Consider the following 24,645-nt stretch of genomic DNA (forward strand, 5'->3'; position numbering starts at 1 on the left):
TTTAGCGACGATGCTTTGTCCGCCGTAACCGAGCGCCTCGGCTTCCGCCAACGCCCACACACGACGCCCCCGCTCATCCAAAACCGTGGACACGCGCTCGAACTTCTTACGGATCGTTTCAACTAGCTCGTCATTACTCATGACGAGATCGTCGCCTACTCGTATAAGTTGTACAAGTTATTTCTGGACAGATACTTAGATCGGGCCCGAGAACGTGCGCTTCGGCAAATTGCTGAAGCGTCGGCATGGCGATGTGTCGCAAGAAATGTGCGGGAGAAAAGACCTTCATTGCGGCGCGTCGTCCTCGGTTGAATGGTGCGCACGGCGGCGCAAAGTCGTGCCCGCTACTCTTGATTTGAAACGGCGAAGCTTGAATGCTTCACCTCTGGAGGAAGGCAGGAACCCTGTGACATTTTTGTTGGTTTGTCTTGCCTGCCATTATATAGAACGCCCGCTGGTAGCCCTACCAGCGACACTGTCAACGCTTTCCTCGCCGCTTTTCGCGGCCACCCGCAGCACTCCGCAACTGCCCGAAACTCCCTCGTGGTGTGGGTAGCGGTTCATCCGGACAATGACGCTTCAAGCGAGTTGGACGGATAAGGACCGATACCCATGCGAGACATCAGACGAAGTGCAACCTCGCGAGTCGAGAGCGCAACGGCGCGCAGCAATTGCCCAGTCACCCATCTGCCCCCGGAGCACATGACCGCAGCGCAGCGTCGGTGCGAGATCGCGTCGTTGCTCGCCAATGGGCTGGTCCGCCTTCGTAGCTCCGGTGGGCCTCAACCATTGGAAAACGTGGCCCGAGAGAACGGGTTTGAGCTTGCCTTCTCCGGCGACCAGCGCGTTCATTCACACCCCGTCCACAAGGAATAAACCGGAGTCATGATGAACATATCCCCTCGCCTTCCCGCCACGCCGCCGTCGGTCCTGGCGCAGATCGCCCGCCTGCCCGAACTGCCTATCGTACATTCCGCACCCCCACGATGAAAAGGAGCGGGATTTTTTGCGGAGTATGTCATCCGGTTGACTGCGGTAACTACCACCGCTAGTCGTGCGGCGTTGTCGCCGCGTGCGCACCCAGCAGTGGCGCGCCCACAAGCTAGAGGACGTGTGGATTTCGGGGTAAGGCGCGGGCATCCTGGGGCTGAGGGAACGTCGCGCACGGCTTCAAACCACGTTTCGTGTTCTTCCTGAGTTAACCGGATAGGCATATTGCGGAAAACCTATCCGTCTTTGGGGTATTGCGTGAAGCAGTTGGAGGGGACCTGTAACGCGCTCAGGAAAGCGATCTGAGTGTCGGTGAGTGGTTTGGCGAGTTGGCGTTGTCCCCCGAAGCAGAGGAGCAATACGCCCTTGAACTTCCACGTCACCATGTAGGCTGTGGGACGTGCGGTCGGTTTGTTGTCCCACCCCGGGAGAGTCGCTTGGCGTGCTTCGAGCTCCGTGCGCATCACCCGCTCGATGAGCCGCCAGAGGAGCAGGGAGATCAACAGGATCAAGCCCAACGCTTCGATTCGCTCGGGGCGTTTGAGAAACAGGGCGTTGACGATCTGATCGTCCTTGAGGAAGCCGAAGTTTTTCTCGATGCCATGCTGTTCTTTGTAGGTGCGGAGGATGCGCTCGGCGCTGTAGGCGGCCTCGCCATCGGCAGGGACATTGCTGAGCAGGACGAAGCAACCGGCCATCTGCTGGCGTTGGGCGATGGCCTCCTGCTGCTCCGCAATGCGCGTGCGCAGGACATAGTCGATGGCCACGGGGAGACGCGGGGTGCCCTTTTTGGAGCGCCCCGGGCTAAAGCGTGGGCGCTCTTCCACCCCCACCTCGAGAAGGTGATAGGCGGTGCGGAGCGTGCGGCCCTGCGCTGCGGCCGCCTCGGCATCGGGGCGGCAGAAGAAGGTCTGCTTTTCGGTCTCCTTCGCCACCTGCGCGATCTCGCTGCGCGAGGCTTTGATCTCTCGCTCCAAGCGCTTGAGGCGGCGTCGATCATGCGCGCTGGAGTGCACGACCACTGCCCGATAGGCTTTCCCGTCGATCGTAACCGAGTGAGCCCTCATGGAGGCGGTAGGACGCGCCGGGACGATTCTTCGTGGGGGCGGTTTGGGCGAGGTGCCCGACCGTCTGCCAGTCATCGGCCTCGAGGGCGGCGAGGATTACCCGCTCGTGCTCGTTGTAGGTGGCCGGCAGGCGGGAGATGAACAGCGTGCGCTCGCCAAGCTGCGCCAAATTGGCATCGGTGACCATCGCCGAGTCGGCGATGTAGACAAAGGCATCCGCCTCGACCCCGTATTTGTGCATGTGTCCGGAGATCTCGCTGAGGAGACGGTGATTGATGGCCTTGTCCGAGGCATTGCCGTCCTCGATCTTGCCCAAGATAGGCACGTTGCCCTCCACGCATAGCAGCGAGAGCACGAACTGCTTCAGATCTGGACGCTTGTCCTTGCTGTAGCCATGGGCCATCTTGAACGGCGCCGTTTCCTCTTGGGCGCCAAGGTAGTCGCCAAAAACGTTGATCGAGGTCGTGTCGAAGTGAACGTGGTGGGCTGACACGGGGAAGCTCTCCAACGCCCTCACCGACAGCACCGAGAAGATCCGCTGCGTGCCCGCCTCGAAGAAGCCATCGAGCATCCGTCCGACATTGTCATCGCTGAAGTACTCCTCCGGCAGCTCCTGGCCGAACAACAGGGCCCGGTCACATTCCCCGAAGGCCGTCTGCAAATGGTAGAGCGGACTACGCCCGGAAAGGGTGTCGAGCACCAGGCCCAAGGCAATCACACCGGGCTCGACCTCCATCTGTGTGGGCACCAGCTCATTGACAATCTCCACCAGCCCCAAGCGCCGCGCAAAGTGGGCCACGAGGGGTAGGTGATTGACCTGTGCTACCGAGATTTCCTGCGGCGCGCTCACCCCGTTCGCGCCAAACGGTTCGGCCATTGGCTCTCTCCCACTGACAAAAAAAGTGAAAGCGAGTTAGAGCACCAGGCGCGTCTACGCCTAGCGTGCCAGAATCCGGGCGCGATGTCTAGCGAAATGTACGCTCAAAAAATGCCCTGGCGTGGCCCGACTGGGGTGCGGAATGTGCGCTCGTCGATAACGCCAGCCCAGTCCGCGGCCTCCATTATCTCCTCCTTGAGGAAGGCCCTCTGGGTCGCCGTCCAGAACGGAGCGCGGTAAAGTGCAACGCCGCTGCCGGGGGGGTCGGTATGCAGAGATGAAGTCGTCAATTGCCGTCGGGTCAGCCGGTAATCAGAGCTGGGCAAACAAGTTGCTCATGGTGTGTAGGTGGGCTTCCATAGGAACTCCGTTTCTGTGCCGCAGGTTGTAACGTTTATTGCAATTGGATGGAAGCAAGGCAGAACAGTTCCATCAGCCAGATCACGCTCAGGCGGGTCTTCCCCCCGTAGCTGTTTAAGTGCTTGAAAACATTAGTACCGTTACATGCCTACAAATGAGCTAAGTGCTTGAAATTATTAGAGCGAGGGGGGAAGATCCGTCAGGGCAATGCCCGTTCTTTCCTTTACCCATCCGCTGAAAGCGACCTCTTGTTGACTTTCGCGCTATTGCCGCATGAAGTGCAGGTATGATAGTTTAGCGACGGTTCAAGACGACTGCTCACTGGCAGGTCCTGGGCCAACGATGACGTTCCCTGAATCACGGACAGGGTTGGCTCCAAACCGGATGATGACGGTTGGTCGACAATGTCCGGTTGAGGGCGGCTAATGTTCGCGCGAGCCCGCATGGTCGCATGTTTTTTCCCTACAATGCGCCGGCGGCAAAAACCATCCAAACCGGCGCAGCATCGCTTTTCCCCGGTCCAGTCACCTTTAGAGCTTGCAAGACGCAGCACATGGTCTCCGACGCATCCCCCTTGTCGACAGCACAGTTTGCCATCGAGGCGGCGGCCATCCTCGCCTTTGCCATCTCCGGCCTGCTTGAGGCTGCGCGCAAGAAGTTGGACGCGGTGGGCGTCTGCATCGTAGTCGGGCTGAGCGCCTTCGGTGGTGGCACATTACGTGACATTCTGCTCGACCGCCGGCCCTTTTTTTGGGTCGAGCATTCTGTCTGGCTATGGGTACTTCTCGCCCTGTCAGTCCTGTCGATGTTCTTCCTGCAGGCGCGGCATTTCGCGCTGACCGAGCGCGCGATGCAGTGGCCCGATGCCATAGGACTCGGCTTATTTACCGCCGGTGGCACCCAACTCGCCATCGCGGCCAGCATGCCGGCCATCGTTGCCGTGCTGATGGGGATGGTCACTGCTGTGTTCGGCGGCGTCCTGCGCGACATCGTGTGCAACGAAATCCCGCAGGCGTTCCGCGATCATCGACCTTATGCTGTATGTTCGTTTGCCGGCGGCTGGGTGGTAGTTGCTGCCGATCAGCTGGGCCTGACCGGCTGGGTGGGTCTGTTGGCCGGAGCGTCGCTTGCGACCGTCCTGCGCGGACTGGCTCTGGTATTCGATTGGCGGCTGCCGCAATGGCGGGCCGATTGACGGAAAAATCGGGCAAACGCCACGTTGGCGTCACCCGATCCTGATGATCCCGCCAGGTGCGGCGGACTGACTCAGCTAGACAGATTGTTGGCGGTCTCGGCCATCAGCTTCCCCTGGAACCGCGCGTCATCGAGTTCGTTTACGCTCGGCCGACGCTGGCACTGTCCGCCGGCAATTGTCGTCGCGCCGTACGGGCTGCCGCCAGCGACTTCGTCAATCGTGGCCTGACCCTGGTAGCTTCCACAACTTGACCACGCTCGCGCCTGACATCGTGGCGGCCATCCTGGATGAGACCTTGCCTTCTCACGTCACCGTGCATGAGCTGGCGATCAGTCCGCCGGTGTTGTGGGAGGAGCGGCGGGAGCGGATGGGTGTGGTTGGCGAGGACGTGCAGCGGAACTGATCGGCCGTACCCAGGTCTATTCGACGTGGCCGCCGTATGCAACGCAGAGCGGAAACGCCGGATTTTCTACCGAACGCTCGTCGATGGACGGCGTGTGTCACCCCATTCCGCCTACCGACAACAAGGAGAAAGCCTCATGACCGCCTTCAACGTCGTGCGCTTCCGGGTGAAGCCGGGGCGCGAGCAAGAATTCCTGGACGCGCATCAGAAGGTCTCACGCGATTGGCCCGGCCTCAGGCGGGTCAACATGCTGCAGACCGGCGACAGAAGCTACTGCATCATTGCTGAATGGGACGACATGGATTCGCTTGCCAACGCGCGGCCCAACATGATCGCCACACTCGACTCGTTCCGCGACACACTGGAAGATCTGGGCGGCGGTCTCGGTGTCACCGATCCGGTCTCGGGGCCGGTGGTGCTGGGGTTGAAATAAGATGTAGAGTATGTAGTGGTGGGCGTCATGCCCGCCTCGGTCGGGGAACCGCCACTCAGCCAAAGGGAGAAAATCGACACTTTTCTCAAGATAGGGCAAGTCGAAGTCCCCTGGCAGCTGACGACTCTTATGGAAAGCCTTACATGGTCTTCGTTGCGGCCATTTGTCGTTTCGATGCTCCAACGGCAGGTTGCTGAGAGGAGCGATGTTGTGTGTCTAGGAAATCCGGGGCGCTTCACGCCGCGATGTTTTGAACTTCATTGAGATGTTCTACAATCCGCAACGCTGCCGCCGGTATGCCGGTAGCGTTTCTCGGGTAGAGTTGGGGATGCAGAATTTCAACCGGCGGCATAGTGTCTAGTAAAGTGGTGGCAATTCCATTCAGACAACTGGAGCGACTCATGAAAAGGCAATGTCTTGGGCTAGCGCTGTTCGGAATAACTACGCTCGGCTTCGTGGGGTTTGCATCGGCGCAGCAAGTCACGGGTGTTTTGGGTTCGCCCAGCGCCAGCACCACCATTCCCGGCAACCAGTTGCCGCCGCCGCCACCAAAGTTCGGCGGCGTGATCACGCAGGACGCGAAGACCTCCAAGCCCTGGTGGCCGCCGACCGTGGTGCCGCCAAAGGGCGCACCCAACGTGCTGCTGATAATGACCGACGACTCGGGCTTCGGCGTGCCCAGCACCTTCGGCGGCGTGATTCCGACGCCGACGCTGGACCGCATCGCCAAGAACGGCCTGCGCTACACCCAGTTCCATTCGACCGCGCTGTGCTCGCCGACGCGCGCGGCCCTGATCACCGGCCGCAACCACCACGCGGTCGGCTTCGGCCAGGTCAGCGAGTTCGCCACCGGCTTTCCGGGCTACGACTCGGTCATCGGGACCGAGAATGCGACCATCGGGCGCATCCTCTCCGACAACGGCTACGCCACTTCCTGGTTCGGCAAGAACCACAACACGCCAGCGTTCCTGTACAGCGCTGGCGGGCCGTTCGACCAGTGGCCGACGGGCATGGGCTTCCAGTACTTCTACGGCTTCATGGGCGGCGAGTCCGACCAGTGGACGCCCTACCTGTTCCGCAACACGACGCCGGTATTCCCGTGGGTCGGCCAGAAGGACTACAACCTGATCACCGACATGGCGGACGACGCGATCCGCTACATGAAGGAACTCGACGCCGCGACGCCGGACAAGCCCTTCCTCGTCTACTACGTGCCCGGCGCGACGCATTCGCCGCACCACCCGACCAAGGAGTGGATCGACAGGGTCAGCGCGATGAAGCTCTTCGACCAGGGCTGGGAAAAGCTGCGCGAGCAGATCTTCGCCAACCAGAAGCGACTGGGCGTGATCCCCGCCAACACTCAGCTCACGCCCTGGCCGGACAGCCTGCCGAAGTGGGAGTCGCTCTCCGCGGTGCAGAAGAAGATCGTCACGCGCCAAGCCGACGTCTTCGCCGCCTACACCGCCTACAACGACCACGAGATCGGGCGCGTGATCCAGGCCGTGCAGGACATGGGCAAGCTCGACAACACGCTCATCATCTACATCAACGGCGACAACGGCACGAGCTCGGAAGGCTCGATGATGGGCACGCCGAACACCATGACGGTCTACAACGGCGTGCTCGAACTGCCCGAGCTCGAGTACCTGCGCTACTACGAATCCTGGGGGTCGGATGCGACCTACCCGCACATGGCGGTGCCCTGGGCCTGGGCTTTCGACACGCCGTTCAAGTGGGTCAAGCAGGTCGCCTCGCACTTCGGCGGCACGCGCCAGGGCATGGCCATCTCCTGGCCCGGCCATATCGACGGCGTCGGCGGCATCCGCACCCAGTTCCACCATGTGATTGACGTCGTGCCGACCATCCTCGAAGCCGCCGGCATCCGCGCGCCCGACATGGTCGACGGCATCAAGCAGAAGCCGATCGAGGGCGTGAGCATGGCCTACACCTTCAAGATGGCCAACGCCAATGCGCCTTCGAAGCGCCAGACGCAGTACTTCGAGATCTTCGCCAACCGCGGCATCTACAAGGACGGCTGGTACGCGGCGACGACGCCGCCCGAGCCGCCCTGGCTCGTCGGCACGAAGGCGCTGCCGCCGGTGCAGGACTACAAGTGGGAGCTCTACAACATCGCCGAGGACTTCTCGCAGGCCAACGACCTCGCGGCCCAGCGCCCCGACAAGCTCAAGGAGTTGCAGGCGGCGTTCATCGCCGAGGCGAACAAGAACCAGGTCTTCCCGCTCGACAACTCGGTGCTGCCGCGCCTGCTGACGCCGCGTCCGAGCGGCGCGGCCGGTCGCACGACCTTCACCTACCGCGGCGTCAACGCCGGCATCCCGGTGGCGAATGCGCCGGCGCTGCTCAACCGCGACTACACGATCACCGCCGAGATCACCGTGCCCAAGGAAGGCGCCGAGGGGATGATCGCGACCATGGGCGGGCGCTTCGGCGGCTACGGCCTGTACCTGCAGAAGGGCAAGCCAGTGTTCGTCTACAACCTGCTGAATCTCAAGCGCACGCGCTTCGAGGGTGGCGTCGGCGGCGAGGACTGGCTCGGCCGTTCGCTCTTGCCCGGCAAGCACACCATCGTGTTCGACTTCAAGTACGACGGCCCCGGCCTCGGCAAGGGCGGCACCGGCACGCTGACGGTCGACGGCCGCGTGCTGTCGCAGCAGAAAATGGAGCACACCATCCCGTTCCTGATGTCGATCGACGAGTCGCTCGACATCGGACTGGATACGCGCACGCCGGTGGACGAGAGCTACACGCTGCCGTTCCGCTTCACGGGGACGGTCGACAAGGTGACGTACACGGTCAAGCCGGAGCAACTAACAGCCGCTCATCGGGAGGAAATGCGGCAGGCGCTTGCCGTGGCGCACGATACGCCTGCGAAATAGGCTCGTCTAGACGCCCGTCACAGAATAGGATAGTAGGATGGTTTTGTCCTCCGGGCCATGGCGCGCTGCTGTTCTTGAGTAACCGCACCGGGCGACCGCTCGATGCTGTTCCAGACTGTGAGCCGCTGATGGCGCCACCGGCGGCAGTGGGTCCTTAGGCAAAGCTTTGCATAACGACTCGTTGCAGCCTTTCGCACGCAAAGAAGCCGGTCGTTGGCATGCCGCCGCCATGGGCGGCAACGAGTTCTCTGCCTTTTCCCACCGGATCACTCACCTCTTGGGAGTCGCGGAGATCGGTGCACGCAAGTCGTCACGCTCTTCTATACTCGCTGCGGCGGGTTGCTGAAAGAACATTCGAATCATGCGTCTTTCGCCCAGCACTCGGCCCAGTTCCCGGATCACGCAGAGTTGAGAATGACGACAAGCAGGATGATCTGGAGCGCCCAGAAATGCGGCCACACGATTTCGGACAGCAGCTTCTCGTTGCCGGCGAGGATTCCTCCAGCCTCCTTGGTGAAGTCATAAACCCGCTCCAGATAATGGATGAAGCTTGCGACAACATAGTAAATGACCGTCTTCCAGGCGATGTTGTAGATCAACGGCTTCTCTGGAAATCGATTGATTGGCGGCCAATGGTCGGCGAGCAAGACCGCCTTGCCAATGATCAGCGCGGCGAGCGCGATTTGGGCCGACGAAGTGACCGGCAGCCCCGTGCCCTTTGCCATAAGGACTCTGACCAAACCGACGATGTGCAGAGCGATCAAGAAGAAGATGGTTGGTGGCAATACGGCCAGAAGTTCTTCCTTCAGCTTTTCGACAGTTTTGTTCACCGCAGTTACTCCTAGGTTTTGCCGGCGGTGCTTGCTGTATTCACTTACACAGTGATGGCCGGTTTTCGGCCGATACGCGCGGCATGTTGGCAGGTCGAGCCGACCCGTTACAAGGCTTAATCTACGAGGATGCGGACGTTACGCGACAAGCGCGAAATCTGTTCGGCCACGAAACTTGCGCTTGCTGCTCAGTGAACATGAGGTGCACCTGCGCCGGCTTGCCAGGACGGGCGGCCCGAGGCGAATACCGCGAACCCACCTCTCGTACCAACTCTGAGGCTCGCGTTGGCCCGCGCCACCCTCGTTCCGCCAGCATGAGCTTCCGGAACGAGGGTGGGCCGCTGGCACTCCTATGTTCCCACCCGCTTCACTTCGGGCGGGTTCCACGTGCCCGCACCAGGCGGCAGGATCGACGGCGGCTCGGTCTTCGGCCAATACAGGCGCATCACCAGGTAGATGGGGCCGTCCGGCGCGGGCAGCCAGTTCGACTCCTTGTCCTTGCCGGGCGAGTCCTTCTGGACATAGAGCGTGAGCGAGCCGTCCGCGTTCTTCTTCATCGCCGGCAGCATCGGCGAGTTGATCAGGTAGCGGTCGATCGGGTTCTTGATCAGGAACTGGGTCTTGCCGTCGTACATCGTCACCGACCAGAAGGCGTTGACCGGCGGGAACTGGTCCTTGGCGAAGGTCAGCGTGTACTTGTGCTTGCTGCCGTCGAGCACTTCGCCGTTCGCCAGCGTCTTGGTGAGGGGATACATGGCTTCGACGGCATCGTTGCCATAGATGCCGCCCTTGGCGGCCGCGGCGCGCTTCAGCCAGTCGCCGTTGTAGAACGCGCGGTCGCCAAACAGCGAGCCGACCTTCCATCCGTTGATGTCCTTCTGCCCGGCCTCCAGGTACTTCTCGACCTTGCTGTCGCCTTCCTTCATCGCCAGCAGGATGGCGGCCTTGTGCTCAAGCGAAAGGTCTTTGAAGTTGAACTTCTTGCCGGGGCCGATGCCGATGCTGGCGAGCTTGGCGCGGATCGCTTCTTCCTCGGGCCCGGCCGGCGCGAATTGAAGCGCAAAGTCCAGGTAATCGAAGAAGTTGGTCTTCACCATCTCCTTGTCGATCTTCGGGAAATCGATCGCCGGCGCCGCTGGAGGAGCCGGTTGCTTGAGATACGCCGACAGCGGCTGAACCTTGTAGCCCGCCTGCACCTTCTCGACGTTGGGCATGTCCTTGGCGTCGATGAGTTGCGTGCGGTACGCGGCGAGCGAGAAATCAGTGGTCGAGCGGAACACCTTCTTGATGCCCGCCGGTGTTTCGCCCTTCCAGTTCGGCCCGACGACCAGGTAGTCGCCGGCGTCATTGCCGGTGGCGCGGCTGCCGATGTAGCCGTAGTTGAAGGTGTTGCCGTCGTTCAGCATCACCGAGTAGTAGCGGTTCTTGTCCACCGCCGGCACCGAGAGTACCAGCGGCTCCGCGCGCAGGTCCATCCACAGCAACGAGTAGGGCGTGTCGCTGTTGGGCGTCACGATTGCCGTGTCCTGGTAGGTGAAGACGCGGGCCTCGTTGTGGATCTGGTTGAACGGTGCTTTCCACTGGCCCGAGTTCTTGTCGATCACGTATTCATACATGACCGCGTAGTTCATGACGATCGGCAGGCCGTAGACGAAGCCTTCCTCGGCGATCGCCTTGACCTCGGCGAGGCTCGGCGCGGCCACCCCGGCTGCGACGTCCTTCTTCGCCGCTTGCGTGACGGGGTCGGCGGGCTTGTTGCAGCCGACCAGCAGCGCGGCGGCCATGGCGACGCCCATGGCGCCACTGAGCAGTGTGCGTTTCAACATTGCGATTGCCACCGCCGATGCGATGCCGAAAATTCGGGGAATATGGCCATTTCTTGTGTTCTCCATTAAGAGTCGATGAAGTAGGTCGCCCATTGCGCGAGGGTTGGATCATATTCTAAGCTATACATATCGACGCGCAAATTGTGAAAACCAGACAACGGGGAGGCCCAATGCAAGCGATTCCGAGTTATCGATTTTTGTCTGTCCCTGCGATCGTGGCGAGCTTTCTGGCAAGAGCCCGTGGACGAACTTCGCTGGCGGTCGTTCGGGCGTGGACTTGCGCATTCGCCGGAGCGCTGGGGATCGCTGTTGCCTCCGCGCCGGCCGCGGCGCAGGGCCATCCCGAACTGCAAGCCAACGCGCGCGCGGCCCTGAGCAGCCTCGAGGCGCAAGATCCCCTCGCTGCCACGCTCGCAAAGCGCGCGGTCGCCGTCTTGGTGTTTCCGGAGGTAACGAAGGCGGGGTTCCTGATCGGCGGTGAATATGGCAACGGCATCATGTTCCGGGGCGAACGCTTCGCCGGGCACTACAACACCGCCGGCGTATCGTACGGACTGCAGGCGGGCGCGCAGACCTTCGGCTACGCGTTGTTCTTCATGAACGAGCGGGCGTTGCAGGCTTTGGATGCCGCGGGCGGTTTGCAGGTCGGCGTCGGCCCGAGTGTCGTCGTCCTGGATCAGGGCAAGGCCAAGTCGCTCACATCGGAGACGCTGACCAGCGACGCGTATGCCTTCGTCTTCGGCCAGCAAGGGCTGATGGCGGGCGTGGGTCTGGAGGGCACCAAGATCACCAAGCTTAATCAGTAACAGCCGAAGAGCGCGCTGACGTCGAAATGCCGAGCACGGCAGCGGCCGCAGCCCTTGTCGTGAGTCGTTGAGCGCGGGCGAGGCCGCTGGCGCGCCGCGGCTCTTTCCCATGAATCGCGGAGCCCTGCTCCGATGCTTGGCCAACACCCGATCTTCGTCATCTCCGTCGCAGCGGTGGTCGCTCCACTGCTGGCGCAGACGCGCGAGGGATCGCGAGTGCCCGTCGTCGTGATCGAAGTGCTGCTCGGAGTCCTCAGCGGGCCACACGTCCTGCGCTTGACCGAATTCGAGCCCTCCATGTCTGTATGCACGCCGCGCACCACACACCGTGCAATTTCCCGCAAGGTGAGCCCCTCAGGAGGGAAGAGTGGCCCGGCGCGATTGAATAAGGCCAACTCCGGGCGCCCGAGTGGAGGGCCGAAGTGTAAAGGAACCGCGCGAACCTTAGTGAAAACGCGGGCGTACGCAAGGAGAAAAGACCAACCCAACGAGGGGGGCGTCGTCTTGTTTGGTGGAAGGATGAGCGCTGGCTGTTCGTACTCTATCTCTTCAACCGCGAAGTCGTGGGTTGGTCACTGATGGCACGCATGGCATTGGATCTCGTCACGGATTCGTTGATCATGGCCTGAGTCTGGCAGCATGGAATCGACCGTTTCGCAGACGAATACGATTTTGAGAGGTGGCTTCCCGCCAGCCTTCGCTCTCCGCTCTGAACACGTCCACGCACACCCTCCGGTAAGCAAAGTTGATGAAAACGATGTACGATTAGTTTCCAGCCACTTGATCGATTGGAGAACGAAAATGAAGAGTCTTGTGGTATCCCTGACGGCTGCCGTGCTCATGACTGCAGCTGCCAGCACTGCCGTTGCTGTGGAATGCGCCGAAGGGGTCCGGCATGCCGGATGCGTCGGTCGCGAGGGCGCAGTGGAAGTGCGTAGGCCCGTCGCGGAGCCGGCGAAGGAAGTCGTGGTCGCACCACAGAAAGAAGTCGTCGTTGCACCGAAGAAAGAAGTTGTTGTAGTGCCCGAGAAAGAGGTAATCGCTGGCCCGTGCCGTATTATTGACGGAAGGCGAGTCTGCCGCTGAAATCGCCCTGACGGCGCAGTGATGCCGCGCGCCGAAACCGCCTTGCCTTTGGGCGCGCCTTCCCTGAACGCGGATAGCTGCTTCGGCAAGACTGCTGTCCGCTGGGGTTTGAACTTCTTGGTCAGCAATTGGAGTAGCAAACGGCCGTTGCCCCGGGTTCTTTCCACCCGGGGCAACGGCCGGACCTAGCCGAAAACGGCCCGCCAGCTAATAGCCTGACGGCATTTCGCGCTCGTCGGAACGGCGCCGCTGTCCCCTCCGCCTACCAATGCCACGAATCAACCGCTCGATTGGACCACGTATAAGCTGTTGATTCATAATGGTGCAATTTCGTGAACTCGTGGACTTCGGTCTCCAGCGGGCAGCGAGGCCGGAGAGAAAAATGGCCAAGAGAGAGTGAAAACGGCCAAATCCGGGCGCCCGCGCGAAGCGCCGAAGTCCACAGGAACCCTCACGAACCCGCGCAAACACGCGGGAGTACGCAAAAAAAAGACCAACCCGATGAGGGGTTGGTCTTCTTGTTTGGTGGGCCCGCAGGGACTTGAACCCTGGACCAAAGGATTATGCTTACCACTACGGCTTTCGTCGCCTCATCCGAGTTTGTGGTCTGGACTATACCTTCCCGTTACAGGCTGGCCGTCTAGTCTCTACACCTTTCCCCTTCCTGCCGGGGCTTGGCTCGGTATTGGCATGTCCTGATGGAGTTAGCGTTCACCGAATTTGACCAGTTCTACCCGCCACCAGATCGAAACTGATCACGGGCAACCCTTGAGGCCAGCCCGACATCCGACGATGTTCGGAATGACCTCGCTAAGTCCTCTGCTCTGACCAACTGAGCTACAGGCCCGGGACTGTATTCTACAGGTTTACCGCCCGATCGGCAGGATTCAAGGCAGCGCGCGCAAGGCAGCATGCAGGGTACCACCCTCAGCCTCGCGACCTTCGGAGTCACCGGCGCCGACTCAGCGAACGGATCAGAGACCAGCGCCGGCCGCGGGCATCACGTTGGCCTCGGCGAGACAGTCTTCGATGCGGTTCATCGTCTGAGCGATGTCTTCGTCGAGGCCGATCGAAAAGCGGATCAGTCCGTCGCTCAGGCCCGCCGCCGCGCGTTCATCGAGGGGGATCTCGGAAGACGTGCTGTGGCCGGGTGTCGTGAACAGCGTCTTGAAGTACCCGAGGCTCACCGCCAGGTAGCCGACCTTGTCGCGCTGCAGCAGCGTCATCAGGCGATTGGCGGCAGCATGGTTGCCGGCGTCGAGCGTCATCATTCCGCCCCAGCCGTAGCCGTGGTTCATCAGCCGCGCCAGGAGTGCGTGGTGCGGATGACTGGCCAGCCCCGGGTAGTGCACCGGGTAGCCCAGCGCTTCGAGGCGGCTCGCCAGATAGAGGGCGTTGGCACCGTGCTGGCGCAGGCGCACGTGCAGGCTGTGGAGATTTTTCAGGATGCTGGCGGCGCGTGTGCTGTCGAGCACGGGACCGAGGAGCATGCTTGGGCCGGCATTGATATCGTTCAGTCGGGCGATGAATTCGTGCGACGAAACGACGCAACCGGCGACGCAGTCACTGGTGCCGTTGACGAACTTGGTCAGGCTATGCACGACGATGTCGGCCCCGTGACGGAGTGGCGACAGAATCATCGGCGTGAAGGTGTTGTCGACCACCAGCCGCGCGCCGCCGGCGTGCGCGATGGCCGCCAGCGCCGGCAGGTCGCTGACTTCCAGCAGCGGATTGCTCAGCGATTCACAGTACAGGACGCGCGTACGCGGGGTCATCGCGGCGCGCACGGCGTCGTGGTTGCAGAGGTCAACGAAGCGGGTGTTCACGCCGAAGCGCGGCAACAGATTCTTGAGCAAGGCATAGGTGCCTCCGTAGATACTGCGACCACAGACGATCTCGTCGCCGGCGCCGCACAGCGTCATCAGCGTGGTGCTGATCGCGCCCATCCCCGACGCCATGACCTGCGCGGATTCGCCGTCTTCCATCCGCTCCAGCGCGCTCGCCAGATACTTGTTGGTCGGGTTGAAATGGCGCGAGTAGAGGAAGCAGCCCTCGATTTCGTGTTCGAACAGTTCCGCCATTCGCTCGGGGCTCAGGAAGGTGTAGGTGGATGAGTCGGTGATCGATGGGTTGACGTCGCCGAACTCACCGAACACCAGATAGTCCTGAACGCGCGATGCTGGATTGAAAGCCATGCTGGTACCCTCCGGCTGGTGATGGGGAACACCAACCGTAGCACGTACGGGTCGCCGAGGGCAAAGGAATACCGCCGGTATTGGCCTGATCCTTACCCTCACTTGACTCCGCTACCACTCAAAAAGGCGCTGGTGCCGTTAGATTTCCTGTCCTTTGGGCCGCGGCAATTTGCGGTCAGCGGCAATATTTGCCGGAAATCCGGCAACTGCCGCCGTAATGTTCGTGCAGAGCGACAGCGAAGCCGTTGCCAGCAGCAGCTGCAGATATGGCATGAGTATTGCTTTGGTGCTGATCATTACTTCTTCAGAGGAGACTACCTTGGTCGGCAAGTTGGACAGCACGCTTTTCGTGGAGCAGCAGGCGCTGACGCTGCGTGCCAATCGGCAGCAGGTTCTGGCGGGGAATATCGCCAACGCCGATACTCCGCACTATCAGGCCAGGGACTTCGATTTTGCTGCAGCGCTGAAGAATGCCGTTACTGGCAGAGGGGAAGGCAGGCTGCACCTGACAACTACTTCTGCGCGCCATTTTCAGGGCAGTGCGGAAGCTGACGCGGTGCGCCTGATGTATCGCCAGGCCAGCCAGGCGAGTGCCGATGGCAATACTGTCGATATGGATGTGGAGCGGACGCAGTTTGCCGAAAACGCCATTCACTATGAGGCTGGCATGAGCTTTCTCAGCGGCAAGGTCAAGACCCTGCTCGCGGCCTTGCAGCCCTAATCACCATGAGCATGTTCAATACCTTTCACGTGGCCGGCAGTGCAGTGACCGCGCAGGCGATACGCCTCAACGCGGTTGCCAGCAACCTGGCGAACGTGGACAGCGTGCTCGGTTCGGACGGCAAGCCATATCGGGCGAAACAGGTGGTATTTGCGGCAACACCGATGGGCAACGCTGCGGCACAAGGGGTGCGGGTCACGCAGGTGGTCGAGGACAGCAGTCCGGGGCGCATGGTTTATGACCCACGCAATCCTGCGGCCGACGAAAAAGGCTATGTCGCGATGCCCAATGTGAACGTGGTCGATGAAATGACCAACATGATCTCGGCATCGCGCGCCTACCAGACCAACGTCGAAGTGATGAATACTGCCAAGCAGCTGCTGCTCAAGACGCTGACGCTTGGTCAGTAGCCATCGAACAGGAGGAACGCATGAACACCGTGCAATCAGTCAACTCAAGCAGCGACGTCTTTGCGGCGATCAATGCCCAGTCAAAGGCCGGAACAGCCGATGCGAGTTCGAGCAGTGAGGAAGTCCAGAACCGCTTTCTCAAGTTGCTGGTGACACAACTGAAGAATCAGGATCCGCTCAACCCGCTCGACAATGCTGCGGTGACCACGCAGATTTCGCAGATCAGTACGGTGACCGGTATCGAGAATCTGAACGCGACGATGCAGACCTTGCTGAGCAACTTCAACGACGGCCAGTCGATGCAGGCGGCGGGGCTGCTTGGCAAGCACGTTCTGGTCCCCGGCTCCCGGCTTGCTCTGAGCGACGGTGAAGCCGGCGGCGGTGCCAATCTTGCCGGCCCGGCCGACAAGGTGACGCTGTCGATCCTCGATGCCGCTGGCAAGGTAGTGCAAAGTCAGAACCTGGGTGCGCGCGAGGCCGGCAGCTTCAGCTTCACCTGGGATGGCCAGACCGATGCCGGTACGGCAGCACCGCCAGGCACCTACAGTTTCACGATCACTGCCGTGCGTGGCAGCGAAAGCGTGGCCGCAGAAACGATGCAGTTGGGTACGGTTTCTGCCTTGGTCAGGGACAAAGGTGCTTTCCAGCTTGAACTCGCTGGGCTGGGCAGAGTGGATTTCAACAAGGTACAGCAGATTTTCTAGGAGCAGGGGGTCAACCATGAGTTTCCAACAGGGTTTGAGTGGTCTGAATGCGTCGGCCGCGTCGCTGAATGTGATCGGCAACAACGTCGCCAACGTCGCCACCGTCGGTTTCAAGAGAGCGGATGCGCACTTTTCGGATCTCTACGCGGCTTCGCTGGGTATCGGGTCCGGTTCGCAGATCGGTATCGGGGTGACGGTTTCGGCGGTCCAGCAACAGTTCACCCAGGGTAATCTGACGACTACCAGCAATCCCCTGGACCTGGCACTCAATGGTCCCGGCTATTTTCGCATGAGTCATGAAGGGGCAATCACCTATACACGCAACGGCCAGTTTCACCTCGACAAGGAAGGTTACGTCATCAACGACAAGAACCTTCGTCTGACCGGTTATCCGGTCGCTGAGAATGGTGACATTTCCCCGACCAACCCGGTCGAGATACAGTTGTCTGCCAGCCAGATTCCGCCGCGGGCAACCAGCGATCCGCTGGCGGGAGACATCAGCGCGGTGCTCAATCTCAACGCCCTCGACCCGATCCCGCTGGTGGCGACCTTCGATCCGGCCAATACGCAATCGTATAATTTCTCGACCGCCCTGAACGTTTTCGACACCCTCGGGGTGATGCACAACTTGAGCACTTACTACGTTCGTACGGCAACTCCCGGTACCTGGGACATCTATGCGACGCTTGATGGGGTGGTGTCTGCGGATGCTGCTCCAGGGGGTCGGAGTCTGGTATTCGATACCACGGGGGTGCTGACGAGCGTGGTGCCAGCACCGGCTGCAGGAGACCCCTTGTACTCCATTCCGATGCCTGAATGGGATCTGACGGACGGTGCCACCACGCCCTGGTCGCCGGGAAGCATCGATTACACCGACACCACCCAGTTCGGGAATGATTCGACCGTCGATCGCCTGATCCAGGGGGGGTATGCCGCTGGCAGTCTGGTGGGCGTGGGCGTTTCGAGAGACGGAATCCTGCAGGGTCGCTACAGCAACAGTCAGTCGCGCAACCTCGGGCAGGTCGTGCTTGCCAATTTCAGCGACTCCAACGGTCTGCTGAATCTGGGCAACAATGAATGGAGTGAGACTTCGACCTCAGGCCCGCCATTGCTCGGTGCGCCGGGGACAGGAACGCGCGCCGTGATCCAGTCGGCGACGGTGGAAGACTCGAACGTCGATCTCACCAAGGAACTGGTCGACATGATCTCCGCACAGCGCAACTATCAGGCCAATGCACAAACGATCAAGACCCAGGATCAGGTCATGCAGACCCTGGTGAACCTGCGCTAACGGTCATGACTTTTTCAGGCACCCTCGATCATGAAAGTCATGACCGTTTCCCTCTCCCCACGGCCCCTCCCCCCGCGAGTGGGGAGGGGAGATTCATGAGTCGCTGACGCGACTTTCACATTAAGCGCAACAGCGGAAGAAAGCGACGAAGACCGTGGATCGTCTGATCTACACCGCAATGAGTGGCGCCAAACAGGCTTTCCTGCAGCAGGCCGGCGTTGCGCAGAATCTGGCCAATGTCACCACGATTGCTTATCGTGCCATGGAGCACCGTTTCCGCGCCGCGCAGGTGCTTGGCGCGGGTGCGCCGACGCGGGCATTCGCAGTCGATGCGTCGCTGGCCAATGTCTTCGAACAGGGTCCGCTGACGGTTACCGGGCGGCCACTCGACGTCGCGGTCAACGGCGCCGGCTGGATCGCCGTGCAGGGGGCCGACGGTCGCGAGGCGTATACGCGTGCCGGCAATCTCAAGACCGATGCCAATGGGGTGCTGCAGACCAGTTCGGGCTTCAACGTGCTCGGCGAGGGCGGGCCGATCTCGCTGCCGCCGGACAACAACATCACGATTGCTCCGGACGGGACGGTATCGAGCATCCCGCGGCTCGGCGCAGGGGCAATCAACAACGCCAGCGCGGTCGGCCGCATCAAGCTGGTCAATCCGCCGGAGAACGATCTGGTGCGCGGCGATGACGGACTCTTCCGCACCCGCAACGGCGACGAGACGGTTGCCGACGAGAACGTCAAGCTCGTTCCGGAGGCGCTTGAGGGCAGCAACGTCAACTCGGTGGACTCGATGGTGCGGATGATCAGTCTGGCGCGCCAGTTCGAAATGCAGATCAAGATGTTGCAGACGGCGGACAGCAATGCGCGCGCAGCCACCCAGATTCTCACGATCAACGCCTGACAGGAATACCGATGATCCGCTCGCTATGGACCGCCAGTACCGGCCTCAATGCCCAACAGGTGCAAATCGACATCATTGCCAACAACCTGGCAAACGTCAGCACCAACGGTTTCAAGCAGGCGCGCGGCATTTTCGCGGATCTCCTCTATCAGACCCTGCGTCAGCCGGGAGCCCAGTCGTCACAGACCACCCAGATTCCCGATGGTCTGCAGATTGGCCTCGGGACGACACCGGTGTCTACGGGCCGCATCTTCACGCAGGGTTCGCTCCAGCAAACCGGTAACAGCCTCGATCTGGCGATCGACGGCGCCGGTTTCTTTCAGGTTCTGCTGCCCGATGGCACCACCGCCTATACGCGCGATGGTTCGTTTCAGAAAGACAATCAGGGGCAGATCGTTACGGCCAATGGCTATCCCTTGCAGCCCGCGATCACGATTCCACAGAATGCCGTGACGATCACCATCGGGACCGATGGCGTGGTCAGCATCACGCAGCCGAATTCGCCAGCAACCGTGCAGATCGGGACCATTCAGGTGGCGACCTTCATCAACAACGGTGGTTTGCAGAGCGTCGGCGACAATCTCTACCTGGAGACCGCATCGAGTGGTACTCCAACTCCCAATACGCCGGGAACCAATGGTTCCGGAGTCGTCCTGCAGAACTTCGTCGAGGCGTCCAACGTGAACGTGGCGCAGGAACTGGTGATGATGATCCAGACGCAGCGGGCCTACGAACTCAACTCCAAGGTGGTGTCGACTTCGGACGCGATGCTGGCGCGTCTGACCCAGTTGTAGGAGGATGATCATGAGTAAATGGCTCGTCGCGAGGCCGCTGCTGATGCTGCCTGTATTTCTGCTGGGGGCATGTACGACGGTGCCGCCAACCAACGTCCATCAACCGATGAGCGCACGCCCCGCGCAGCGGCCCGATGCGCTCGCTGCCAGCCTCGCGGCGACGGGCAGCATTTACCAGGCCGGAACATCGCGAACACTGTTCGAAGACCGGCGCGCTCGTTATGTCGGCGATACGATCACGGTGACGATCACCGAGAATACTTCGGCGGCCACCAAGTCGAACAACAGCCTCTCCAAAACCGGCAGCATCAGCGCCTCGTCCGGACCAAACGTCAATCTGCCCGGCAAGTCGCTGATTGAACTGAAAGGCAGTAGCAGCAACACGGCTGCCGGCAAGGGGGAGGCCGCCGCCAACAACGTGTTTACCGGCACCATCACGGTGACGGTCATCGAGGTGCTGGCGAACGGCAACCTGCTCGTCTCCGGTGAGAAGCAGGTGGCGATCGGGCATGGGCAGGAATACATCCGCCTGTCGGGAATCGTCAATCCCTACTTCGTGAATGCCGCCAATACCATTGCGTCTTCCCAGATTGCCGATGCCCGCATCGAATACAAGGAAAGCGGCGCGATCAGTGAAGCGCAGGTCATGGGCTGGCTGGCGCGCTTCTTCCTGACTTTCCTGCCCTTCTGAGGAGAACCGGCGATGGCATGGATCATGAATACTCGAGCCGGCAGGGAGCTGCGTCGGACAGCCATGCTGGCGGTCCTGGCGGCGTTGTTCTGCGCTCCGGCCGCGGCCGAGCGGATCAAGGACCTGGCTTCGGTGCAGGGGGTACGCAACAACCAGCTGATTGGCTACGGCTTGGTCGTGGGCCTGGATGGTAGTGGTGACCAGACGACGCAGACTCCATTTACCACGCAAAGCATCATCAACATGCTGGCGCAACTCGGGACGACCTTGCCGACGACGCAATCTCTGCAGCTCAAGAACGTCGCCGCGGTGATGGTGACTGCCAACCTGCCTCCCTTTGCGAGGGTTGGGCAGCAGATCGACATCACCGTGTCGTCGATGGGCAACGCCAAGAGTCTACGTGGCGGGACGCTGCTGATGACGCCGCTGAAAGGTGCCGATGGGCAGATCTACGCACAGGCGCAAGGCAATTTGCTGGTGGCCGGCGCGGGAGCCGCAGCGGCCGGGAGCAAGGTGGTGGTCAACCACCTGCTTGCCGGGCGAGTGGTGGGCGGTGCCACCGTCGAACGCGAGGTGCCGACGGCACTCGGGCAGGGCGCATTCATTCATTACGAGATGGCGACGACCGACTTCGGGACCACCCAGCGGGTGGTCGAGGTCATCAACCGGGAGATTGGTCCGGGTACAGCGCAGGCGGTGGATGGTCGCCTGATTCGCGTGCTCGCTCCCGAGGAAGCGAATAGCCGGGTGGCTTTCCTGGGGCGAGTCGAGTCTCTCGAAGTGCGCCCGACCCAAACCGTCGCCAAGGTGATCATCAATCCGCGTACCGGTTCGGTGGTCATGAACCAGACGGTCACCATCGACTCCTGCGCGGTGGCGCATGGTAATCTGTCGGTGATCATCAATAGCGAGCAGAAAGTCAGTCAGCCCAACGCGCTGGCTGGCGGACAGACGGTCACCACGACACAGAGCGAGATCGAGGTCAAACAGGGAGGAGGGGCGTTGATCCAGCTGAAAGCGGGCGTCAGTCTTGCCGAGGTGGTCAAGGCGATCAATGCGCTGGGCGCCGGCCCGCAGGATCTGTTGTCCATCCTGCAGTCGATGAAAGCTGCGGGCGCGCTGCGCGCCGACCTCGAAATCATCTGAACCCATGTCGAGCAGAACACCAAGGGGAGCCCTTCACTGATGAATTCCGCCAATCTCGGCGTCAATCGTCTGGCGATCGATCCGACCCTGGGCGGCGATCTGCGCGCCAGACTCCGAGCGGATCCGCAAGCCGGCGTGCGGCAGGCCGCGCGACAGTTCGAAGGCATGCTGCTGCACCTGATGTTGAAAAGCATGCGTGATGCGTCTACCGTCGGTGGGCTGCTCGACAGCGATCAGAGCCGCTTTTTCACCACTATCGGTGACCAGCAAATGGCGCAGGATCTCGCTGCGCAAACGCCGCTGGGTTTCGCCGCATTGATCGAAAAGCAGCTGGCGCGACAGATGACTGCCGGCACTGCGGCTGCGGCGACTTCTCCCCTCGAACTGCTGCAGCAGTCGTTGCCTGCGCAGATCAAGGCGAGTACGGCGACCATCAGGTCCATGACCGGAGCCCAGCGCAGCACAGCCGCACTCCCCGTGGCAAACAGCGGCGCGCTGAGCACGGCCGGCACGTCATCCGGTGCGCGTGCTTTTGTCGATCGCGTCTGGCCGCAGGCTGTCGAGGCGGCAGCGCTGACCGGCGTGCCCGCGCATTTTCTTGTCGCACAGTCGGCACTCGAGAGTGGCTGGGGCAAACGTGAGATCAAGGCCGCCGATGGTTCGCCAAGCTTCAATCTGTTCGGGATCAAGGCCGGGCGGAGCTGGTCGGGACCGACAGCCGAAGTGCAGACCACCGAATTCGTCAAGGGAGAGGCACAATCGGTACGCGCCAGGTTCCGCGTCTATGGTTCGTATGCCGAGGCCTTTCGCGACTATGCAAAAGTCCTGAGCAGTAATCCCCGCTTTGCCGGGGTCATTGGGCAGCAGGATGGCACGCAGTTTGCGCGTTCCCTGCAGCAGGCGGGCTATGCCACTGACCCGATGTACGCCGACAAGCTGGCTCGCATCATCAGCGGACCGATGCTGCGGCAGGCGCTAAGCGCTTAAAAGCGTGTTGATTAATTTGCCTGGAGCCGGTAAGCGGTCTTGGGTAAGTTCTCCGACATTCCGAGACGGCATTTCCTCATGGATTAGCTGTTGAAATGTCGGAAGACTTCTTCACAACCGCTTAGTGGTGAGCGGTGAGCGTCTCAAGGGCAAGATCGGGGTCATGCCGCAGCCGGCGCGTATCGAACTGCTGACCTGGCTGAAATCCCGCTACTGACGCATGAGCGCAAACCACCCACTCGATGCGGAGTTGCGTGATCTCTGGAGCCGCCGGCGTGACCTTGATCAGGCCGGCTGGACACGACTGTACGAGATCTCCGCGACCGTCCTGATGAACTACAAGCCGCGTGAACTGGCCGGCCTGCCCGAAGACCGTGAGGTCTATGTCACAAAGCCCTATCAACGGGCAGGTCTGACGGACAGTGCCTTCTGGAACCCTTGCCCCGCCTGCCTTTCCGGGGCGGAAAAGGTGAACGGGGGCAAGAACCGGGCCAACAATGCTTCCATCATTCCTCGGAAAATTCTTCCTGTACTCTTTCAATACCTTGCAGCGGGGTGAACGTCGAAGAAACCTGTCGAATTGTCAAGGAGCGAGGCGACGGCGTCAGTCTACCACGTCCCCGCGCGCATCAGGCGTCGTCGAGATGCCAGAAACGCGGAGCAGCGGTTTTGCCGCCCAGCCAGTGCGCCAGTTCTCGCGCCTGCAGGTGAATGGAGCCTGCGCCACGACAATCACTCCGTACCCCAGGTCGGCCATGACTTCCCGCGTGGCGATACCGAGCACCACCGCCTCGCGCCATTTCTGGAAGCTGGAGAGGAAGAAACGGCTGCGTGAGGTGCGCCCATGCGACCGCCAGGGCGCAACAGTTGCAGCCCACGTTCGACGAAGATCGCCAGCAGGTCGTTCTTGCTGCCCGGATAGGCTCTGGCCAGCAAGTCCTTGACGCCGGTGCCGAGCGCGCCGAACGGCGGATTCATCGCCACCAAATCGAAGGCTTCGCGAGTGAGGTCGATCAGGCGCAAGCCTTCCAGCGCATCCTGGGCAAACAGGCGGCCCTGGGAGGTCGCCTTCGCCGCCCGGCCATAATCTCTCAGGGCGACGCACAGGTGGTCTCCGGTCCTTTGCCAGGTTCCTTGCGCACCTCGTTGACGAAACGCTGCAGGCGATTTCTTGTGGTTTGGTCGAAGGCCATGGACTTAGCCGAATTCCAGGGTGAGGCCCAGGCGTCGTGCATTGACGCCCTGCTTGTGATCCAGGGTAGCGAAACGCTGAATTCCCAACTCCTGGGCGACGGCGATGTGCAAGGCATCGGCGCCCCGAAGCCCCTGCTCAAAATCATCCACCAGAGCCGCCGCTGCGCGGTAAGCGACCCGCGAGACGGGCGTCAAGGTCAGTCCGCCGGCGCTGAGTTGCTCGAAGAGAACGAGCACGTCCTTGGCCTGTCGGCTGAGCAGTTGGCCGATGCGGGTCTTGAGGGCAATGGCGCTGTGGAACTCGGTCAGTGTCCAGTCGGCACTGACCAGCGTCTCGGATAGATCTTCGAACCACTGTTCCACCCGCGCCGTTCCTGTCTCCGGTGTCAACAAAGCCACCCAGACACTGGTGTCGGCGTAGATCATCAGAAACGATCGGCTTGCCGCATCGCCTCGACAACCGGTTCGCCGATCGGTAAATTGGCGCGCAGTGCCCGCGCCTGTTTCAGGAACGCCGCTTTATCGAAGGACTCCGTCGCCATGGGGCGCAAGCGCAGATCGCCTGTTGACGTGACTTCGATTTCCAGAGCGTCGCCCGCCTTGACACGCGCCTGGCGGGCACACTCGCCAGGGATGCGTACCGCCAGGCTGTTGCCCCATTTGGCCAGATGTACTTTCATGCATGGTTTCTCCACGATGTATAGCCGCGTATCTACAGTATCACGCGGGGTCGTTGTTGACCATGACTTCGCGGGTGCAGGTTCCTTGACTCGGTCAATACCTTGCAGCGGGGTGAACGTCGAAGAAACCTGTCGAATGGTCAAGGAGCGAGGCGACG

24 protein-coding genes and 3 pseudogenes are annotated in these 24,645 nt (G+C 61.3%); 15 read left to right on the forward strand and 12 right to left on the reverse strand.

From position 1 onward, the window contains the following. The 4 genes and pseudogenes from E4Q08_RS26355 to E4Q08_RS26025 all read right to left on the reverse strand — a co-directional run. Positions 1–141, reverse strand: a pseudogene (locus E4Q08_RS26355) (ISAzo13 family transposase); the annotation flags it as partial. 1,085 nt (positions 142–1,226) lie between these two features. Further along, positions 1,227–2,006 carry an IS1634 family transposase gene (locus E4Q08_RS25285; RefSeq protein ID WP_169069815.1) on the reverse strand — a complete coding sequence of 260 codons (780 nt, stop codon included), beginning with the start codon at positions 2,004–2,006 and terminating at the stop codon, positions 1,227–1,229. Then, the gene (locus tag E4Q08_RS25290; RefSeq protein ID WP_169069816.1) at positions 1,987–2,934 is read right to left on the reverse strand and encodes an IS1634 family transposase; all 948 of its coding nucleotides are present in this window, start codon (positions 2,932–2,934) and stop codon (positions 1,987–1,989) included. The genes E4Q08_RS25285 and E4Q08_RS25290 overlap by 20 nt, the downstream gene beginning before the upstream one ends. A gap of 104 nt (positions 2,935–3,038) precedes the next feature. Continuing rightward, positions 3,039–3,260, reverse strand: a complete 222-nt coding sequence (locus tag E4Q08_RS26025) for a DUF2789 family protein (protein ID WP_372703544.1) — start codon at positions 3,258–3,260, stop codon at positions 3,039–3,041. A gap of 587 nt (positions 3,261–3,847) precedes the next feature. Between E4Q08_RS26025 and E4Q08_RS06830 the strand changes: the two genes are divergently transcribed. Continuing rightward, on the forward strand, positions 3,848–4,489 hold the full coding sequence (locus tag E4Q08_RS06830) for a trimeric intracellular cation channel family protein (protein WP_169069817.1): 642 nt from the start codon (positions 3,848–3,850) through the stop codon (positions 4,487–4,489). A gap of 71 nt (positions 4,490–4,560) precedes the next feature. Here E4Q08_RS06830 and E4Q08_RS24495 read toward each other — a convergent pair. Further along, a pseudogene (locus E4Q08_RS24495) lies at positions 4,561–4,728 on the reverse strand (NAD(P)H:quinone oxidoreductase); the annotation flags it as partial. Positions 4,729–4,733: 5 nt separating this feature from the next. Between E4Q08_RS24495 and E4Q08_RS06835 the strand changes: the two are divergent. The 3 genes and pseudogenes from E4Q08_RS06835 to E4Q08_RS06845 form a co-directional block, all read left to right on the forward strand. After that, positions 4,734–4,892, forward strand: a pseudogene (locus E4Q08_RS06835) (LacI family transcriptional regulator); the annotation flags it as partial. A 136-nt stretch (positions 4,893–5,028) separates the two neighbouring features. Next, entirely contained in the window at positions 5,029–5,325 is a 297-nt protein-coding gene (locus tag E4Q08_RS06840; RefSeq protein ID WP_169069818.1) for an antibiotic biosynthesis monooxygenase family protein, read from the forward strand. 401 nt (positions 5,326–5,726) lie between these two features. After that, entirely contained in the window at positions 5,727–8,222 is a 2,496-nt protein-coding gene (locus E4Q08_RS06845) for an arylsulfatase (RefSeq protein ID WP_169069819.1), read from the forward strand. A 398-nt stretch (positions 8,223–8,620) separates the two neighbouring features. Here the strand turns inward: E4Q08_RS06845 and E4Q08_RS06850 are convergent, their stop codons facing one another. Beyond that, entirely contained in the window at positions 8,621–9,052 is a 432-nt protein-coding gene (locus E4Q08_RS06850; protein ID WP_308240078.1) for a hypothetical protein, read from the reverse strand. A 350-nt stretch (positions 9,053–9,402) separates the two neighbouring features. Beyond that, positions 9,403–10,878 carry a DUF1254 domain-containing protein gene (locus E4Q08_RS06855; protein WP_169069820.1) on the reverse strand — a complete coding sequence of 492 codons (1,476 nt, stop codon included), beginning with the start codon at positions 10,876–10,878 and terminating at the stop codon, positions 9,403–9,405. A gap of 170 nt (positions 10,879–11,048) precedes the next feature. Between E4Q08_RS06855 and E4Q08_RS06860 the strand changes: the two genes are divergently transcribed. Beyond that, positions 11,049–11,684 (forward strand): lipid-binding SYLF domain-containing protein, encoded by a 636-nt coding sequence (locus tag E4Q08_RS06860; RefSeq protein WP_169069821.1) that lies wholly within the window; start codon positions 11,049–11,051, stop codon positions 11,682–11,684. Between the two features lie 2,060 nt (positions 11,685–13,744). Here E4Q08_RS06860 and E4Q08_RS06865 read toward each other — a convergent pair. Both E4Q08_RS06865 and E4Q08_RS06870 read right to left on the reverse strand, forming a co-directional pair. Next, the gene (locus E4Q08_RS06865) at positions 13,745–14,965 is read right to left on the reverse strand and encodes a PLP-dependent transferase (RefSeq protein ID WP_169069822.1); all 1,221 of its coding nucleotides are present in this window, start codon (positions 14,963–14,965) and stop codon (positions 13,745–13,747) included. Between the two features lie 138 nt (positions 14,966–15,103). Further along, the gene (locus E4Q08_RS06870) at positions 15,104–15,262 is read right to left on the reverse strand and encodes a hypothetical protein (RefSeq protein ID WP_169069823.1); all 159 of its coding nucleotides are present in this window, start codon (positions 15,260–15,262) and stop codon (positions 15,104–15,106) included. Between the two features lie 22 nt (positions 15,263–15,284). Between E4Q08_RS06870 and flgB the strand changes: the two genes are divergently transcribed. The 10 genes from flgB to E4Q08_RS06920 all read left to right on the forward strand — a co-directional run bounded on the left by flgB (position 15,285) and on the right by E4Q08_RS06920 (position 23,172). Then, the gene (gene flgB, locus E4Q08_RS06875) at positions 15,285–15,686 is read left to right on the forward strand and encodes a flagellar basal body rod protein FlgB (protein WP_169069824.1); all 402 of its coding nucleotides are present in this window, start codon (positions 15,285–15,287) and stop codon (positions 15,684–15,686) included. Positions 15,687–15,691: 5 nt separating this feature from the next. After that, positions 15,692–16,096, forward strand: coding sequence for a flagellar basal body rod protein FlgC (flgC, locus tag E4Q08_RS06880; RefSeq protein ID WP_169069825.1), 405 nt, complete (start codon positions 15,692–15,694; stop codon positions 16,094–16,096). Between the two features lie 20 nt (positions 16,097–16,116). Then, complete coding sequence (locus tag E4Q08_RS06885; protein WP_169069826.1) at positions 16,117–16,800, forward strand: flagellar hook assembly protein FlgD; 684 nt, start codon at positions 16,117–16,119, stop codon at positions 16,798–16,800. Between the two features lie 16 nt (positions 16,801–16,816). After that, positions 16,817–18,091: a flagellar hook protein FlgE gene (gene flgE, locus E4Q08_RS06890; protein ID WP_034909514.1), complete on the forward strand. Its 1,275-nt coding sequence runs from the start codon at positions 16,817–16,819 to the stop codon at positions 18,089–18,091. Between the two features lie 154 nt (positions 18,092–18,245). Then, positions 18,246–18,995 (forward strand): flagellar basal-body rod protein FlgF, encoded by a 750-nt coding sequence (gene flgF / locus E4Q08_RS06895; RefSeq protein ID WP_169069827.1) that lies wholly within the window; start codon positions 18,246–18,248, stop codon positions 18,993–18,995. A gap of 11 nt (positions 18,996–19,006) precedes the next feature. Next, on the forward strand, positions 19,007–19,789 hold the full coding sequence (gene flgG / locus E4Q08_RS06900; protein ID WP_169069828.1) for a flagellar basal-body rod protein FlgG: 783 nt from the start codon (positions 19,007–19,009) through the stop codon (positions 19,787–19,789). Between the two features lie 10 nt (positions 19,790–19,799). Beyond that, the gene (locus E4Q08_RS06905; RefSeq protein ID WP_169069829.1) at positions 19,800–20,480 is read left to right on the forward strand and encodes a flagellar basal body L-ring protein FlgH; all 681 of its coding nucleotides are present in this window, start codon (positions 19,800–19,802) and stop codon (positions 20,478–20,480) included. Positions 20,481–20,504: 24 nt separating this feature from the next. After that, positions 20,505–21,626 carry a flagellar basal body P-ring protein FlgI gene (locus tag E4Q08_RS06910; protein WP_372703546.1) on the forward strand — a complete coding sequence of 374 codons (1,122 nt, stop codon included), beginning with the start codon at positions 20,505–20,507 and terminating at the stop codon, positions 21,624–21,626. A 39-nt stretch (positions 21,627–21,665) separates the two neighbouring features. After that, entirely contained in the window at positions 21,666–22,613 is a 948-nt protein-coding gene (gene flgJ, locus E4Q08_RS06915; RefSeq protein ID WP_169069830.1) for a flagellar assembly peptidoglycan hydrolase FlgJ, read from the forward strand. Positions 22,614–22,863: 250 nt separating this feature from the next. Further along, positions 22,864–23,172, forward strand: coding sequence for a hypothetical protein (locus E4Q08_RS06920; protein ID WP_169069831.1), 309 nt, complete (start codon positions 22,864–22,866; stop codon positions 23,170–23,172). Between the two features lie 173 nt (positions 23,173–23,345). Here the strand turns inward: E4Q08_RS06920 and E4Q08_RS06925 are convergent, their stop codons facing one another. The 3 genes from E4Q08_RS06925 to E4Q08_RS06935 form a co-directional block, all read right to left on the reverse strand. Continuing rightward, positions 23,346–23,636 (reverse strand): Eco57I restriction-modification methylase domain-containing protein, encoded by a 291-nt coding sequence (locus E4Q08_RS06925; RefSeq protein WP_211203338.1) that lies wholly within the window; start codon positions 23,634–23,636, stop codon positions 23,346–23,348. A 174-nt stretch (positions 23,637–23,810) separates the two neighbouring features. Continuing rightward, complete coding sequence (locus E4Q08_RS06930) at positions 23,811–24,233, reverse strand: type II toxin-antitoxin system VapC family toxin (RefSeq protein ID WP_169069832.1); 423 nt, start codon at positions 24,231–24,233, stop codon at positions 23,811–23,813. Then, positions 24,233–24,487, reverse strand: coding sequence for an AbrB/MazE/SpoVT family DNA-binding domain-containing protein (locus tag E4Q08_RS06935; RefSeq protein WP_169069833.1), 255 nt, complete (start codon positions 24,485–24,487; stop codon positions 24,233–24,235). The genes E4Q08_RS06930 and E4Q08_RS06935 overlap by 1 nt, the downstream gene beginning before the upstream one ends. Positions 24,488–24,645 lie beyond the last annotated feature (158 nt).

Origin of the sequence: Candidatus Accumulibacter contiguus (assembly GCF_012940005.1) — a bacterium.
GTDB lineage: Bacteria > Pseudomonadota > Gammaproteobacteria > Burkholderiales > Rhodocyclaceae > Accumulibacter > Accumulibacter contiguus.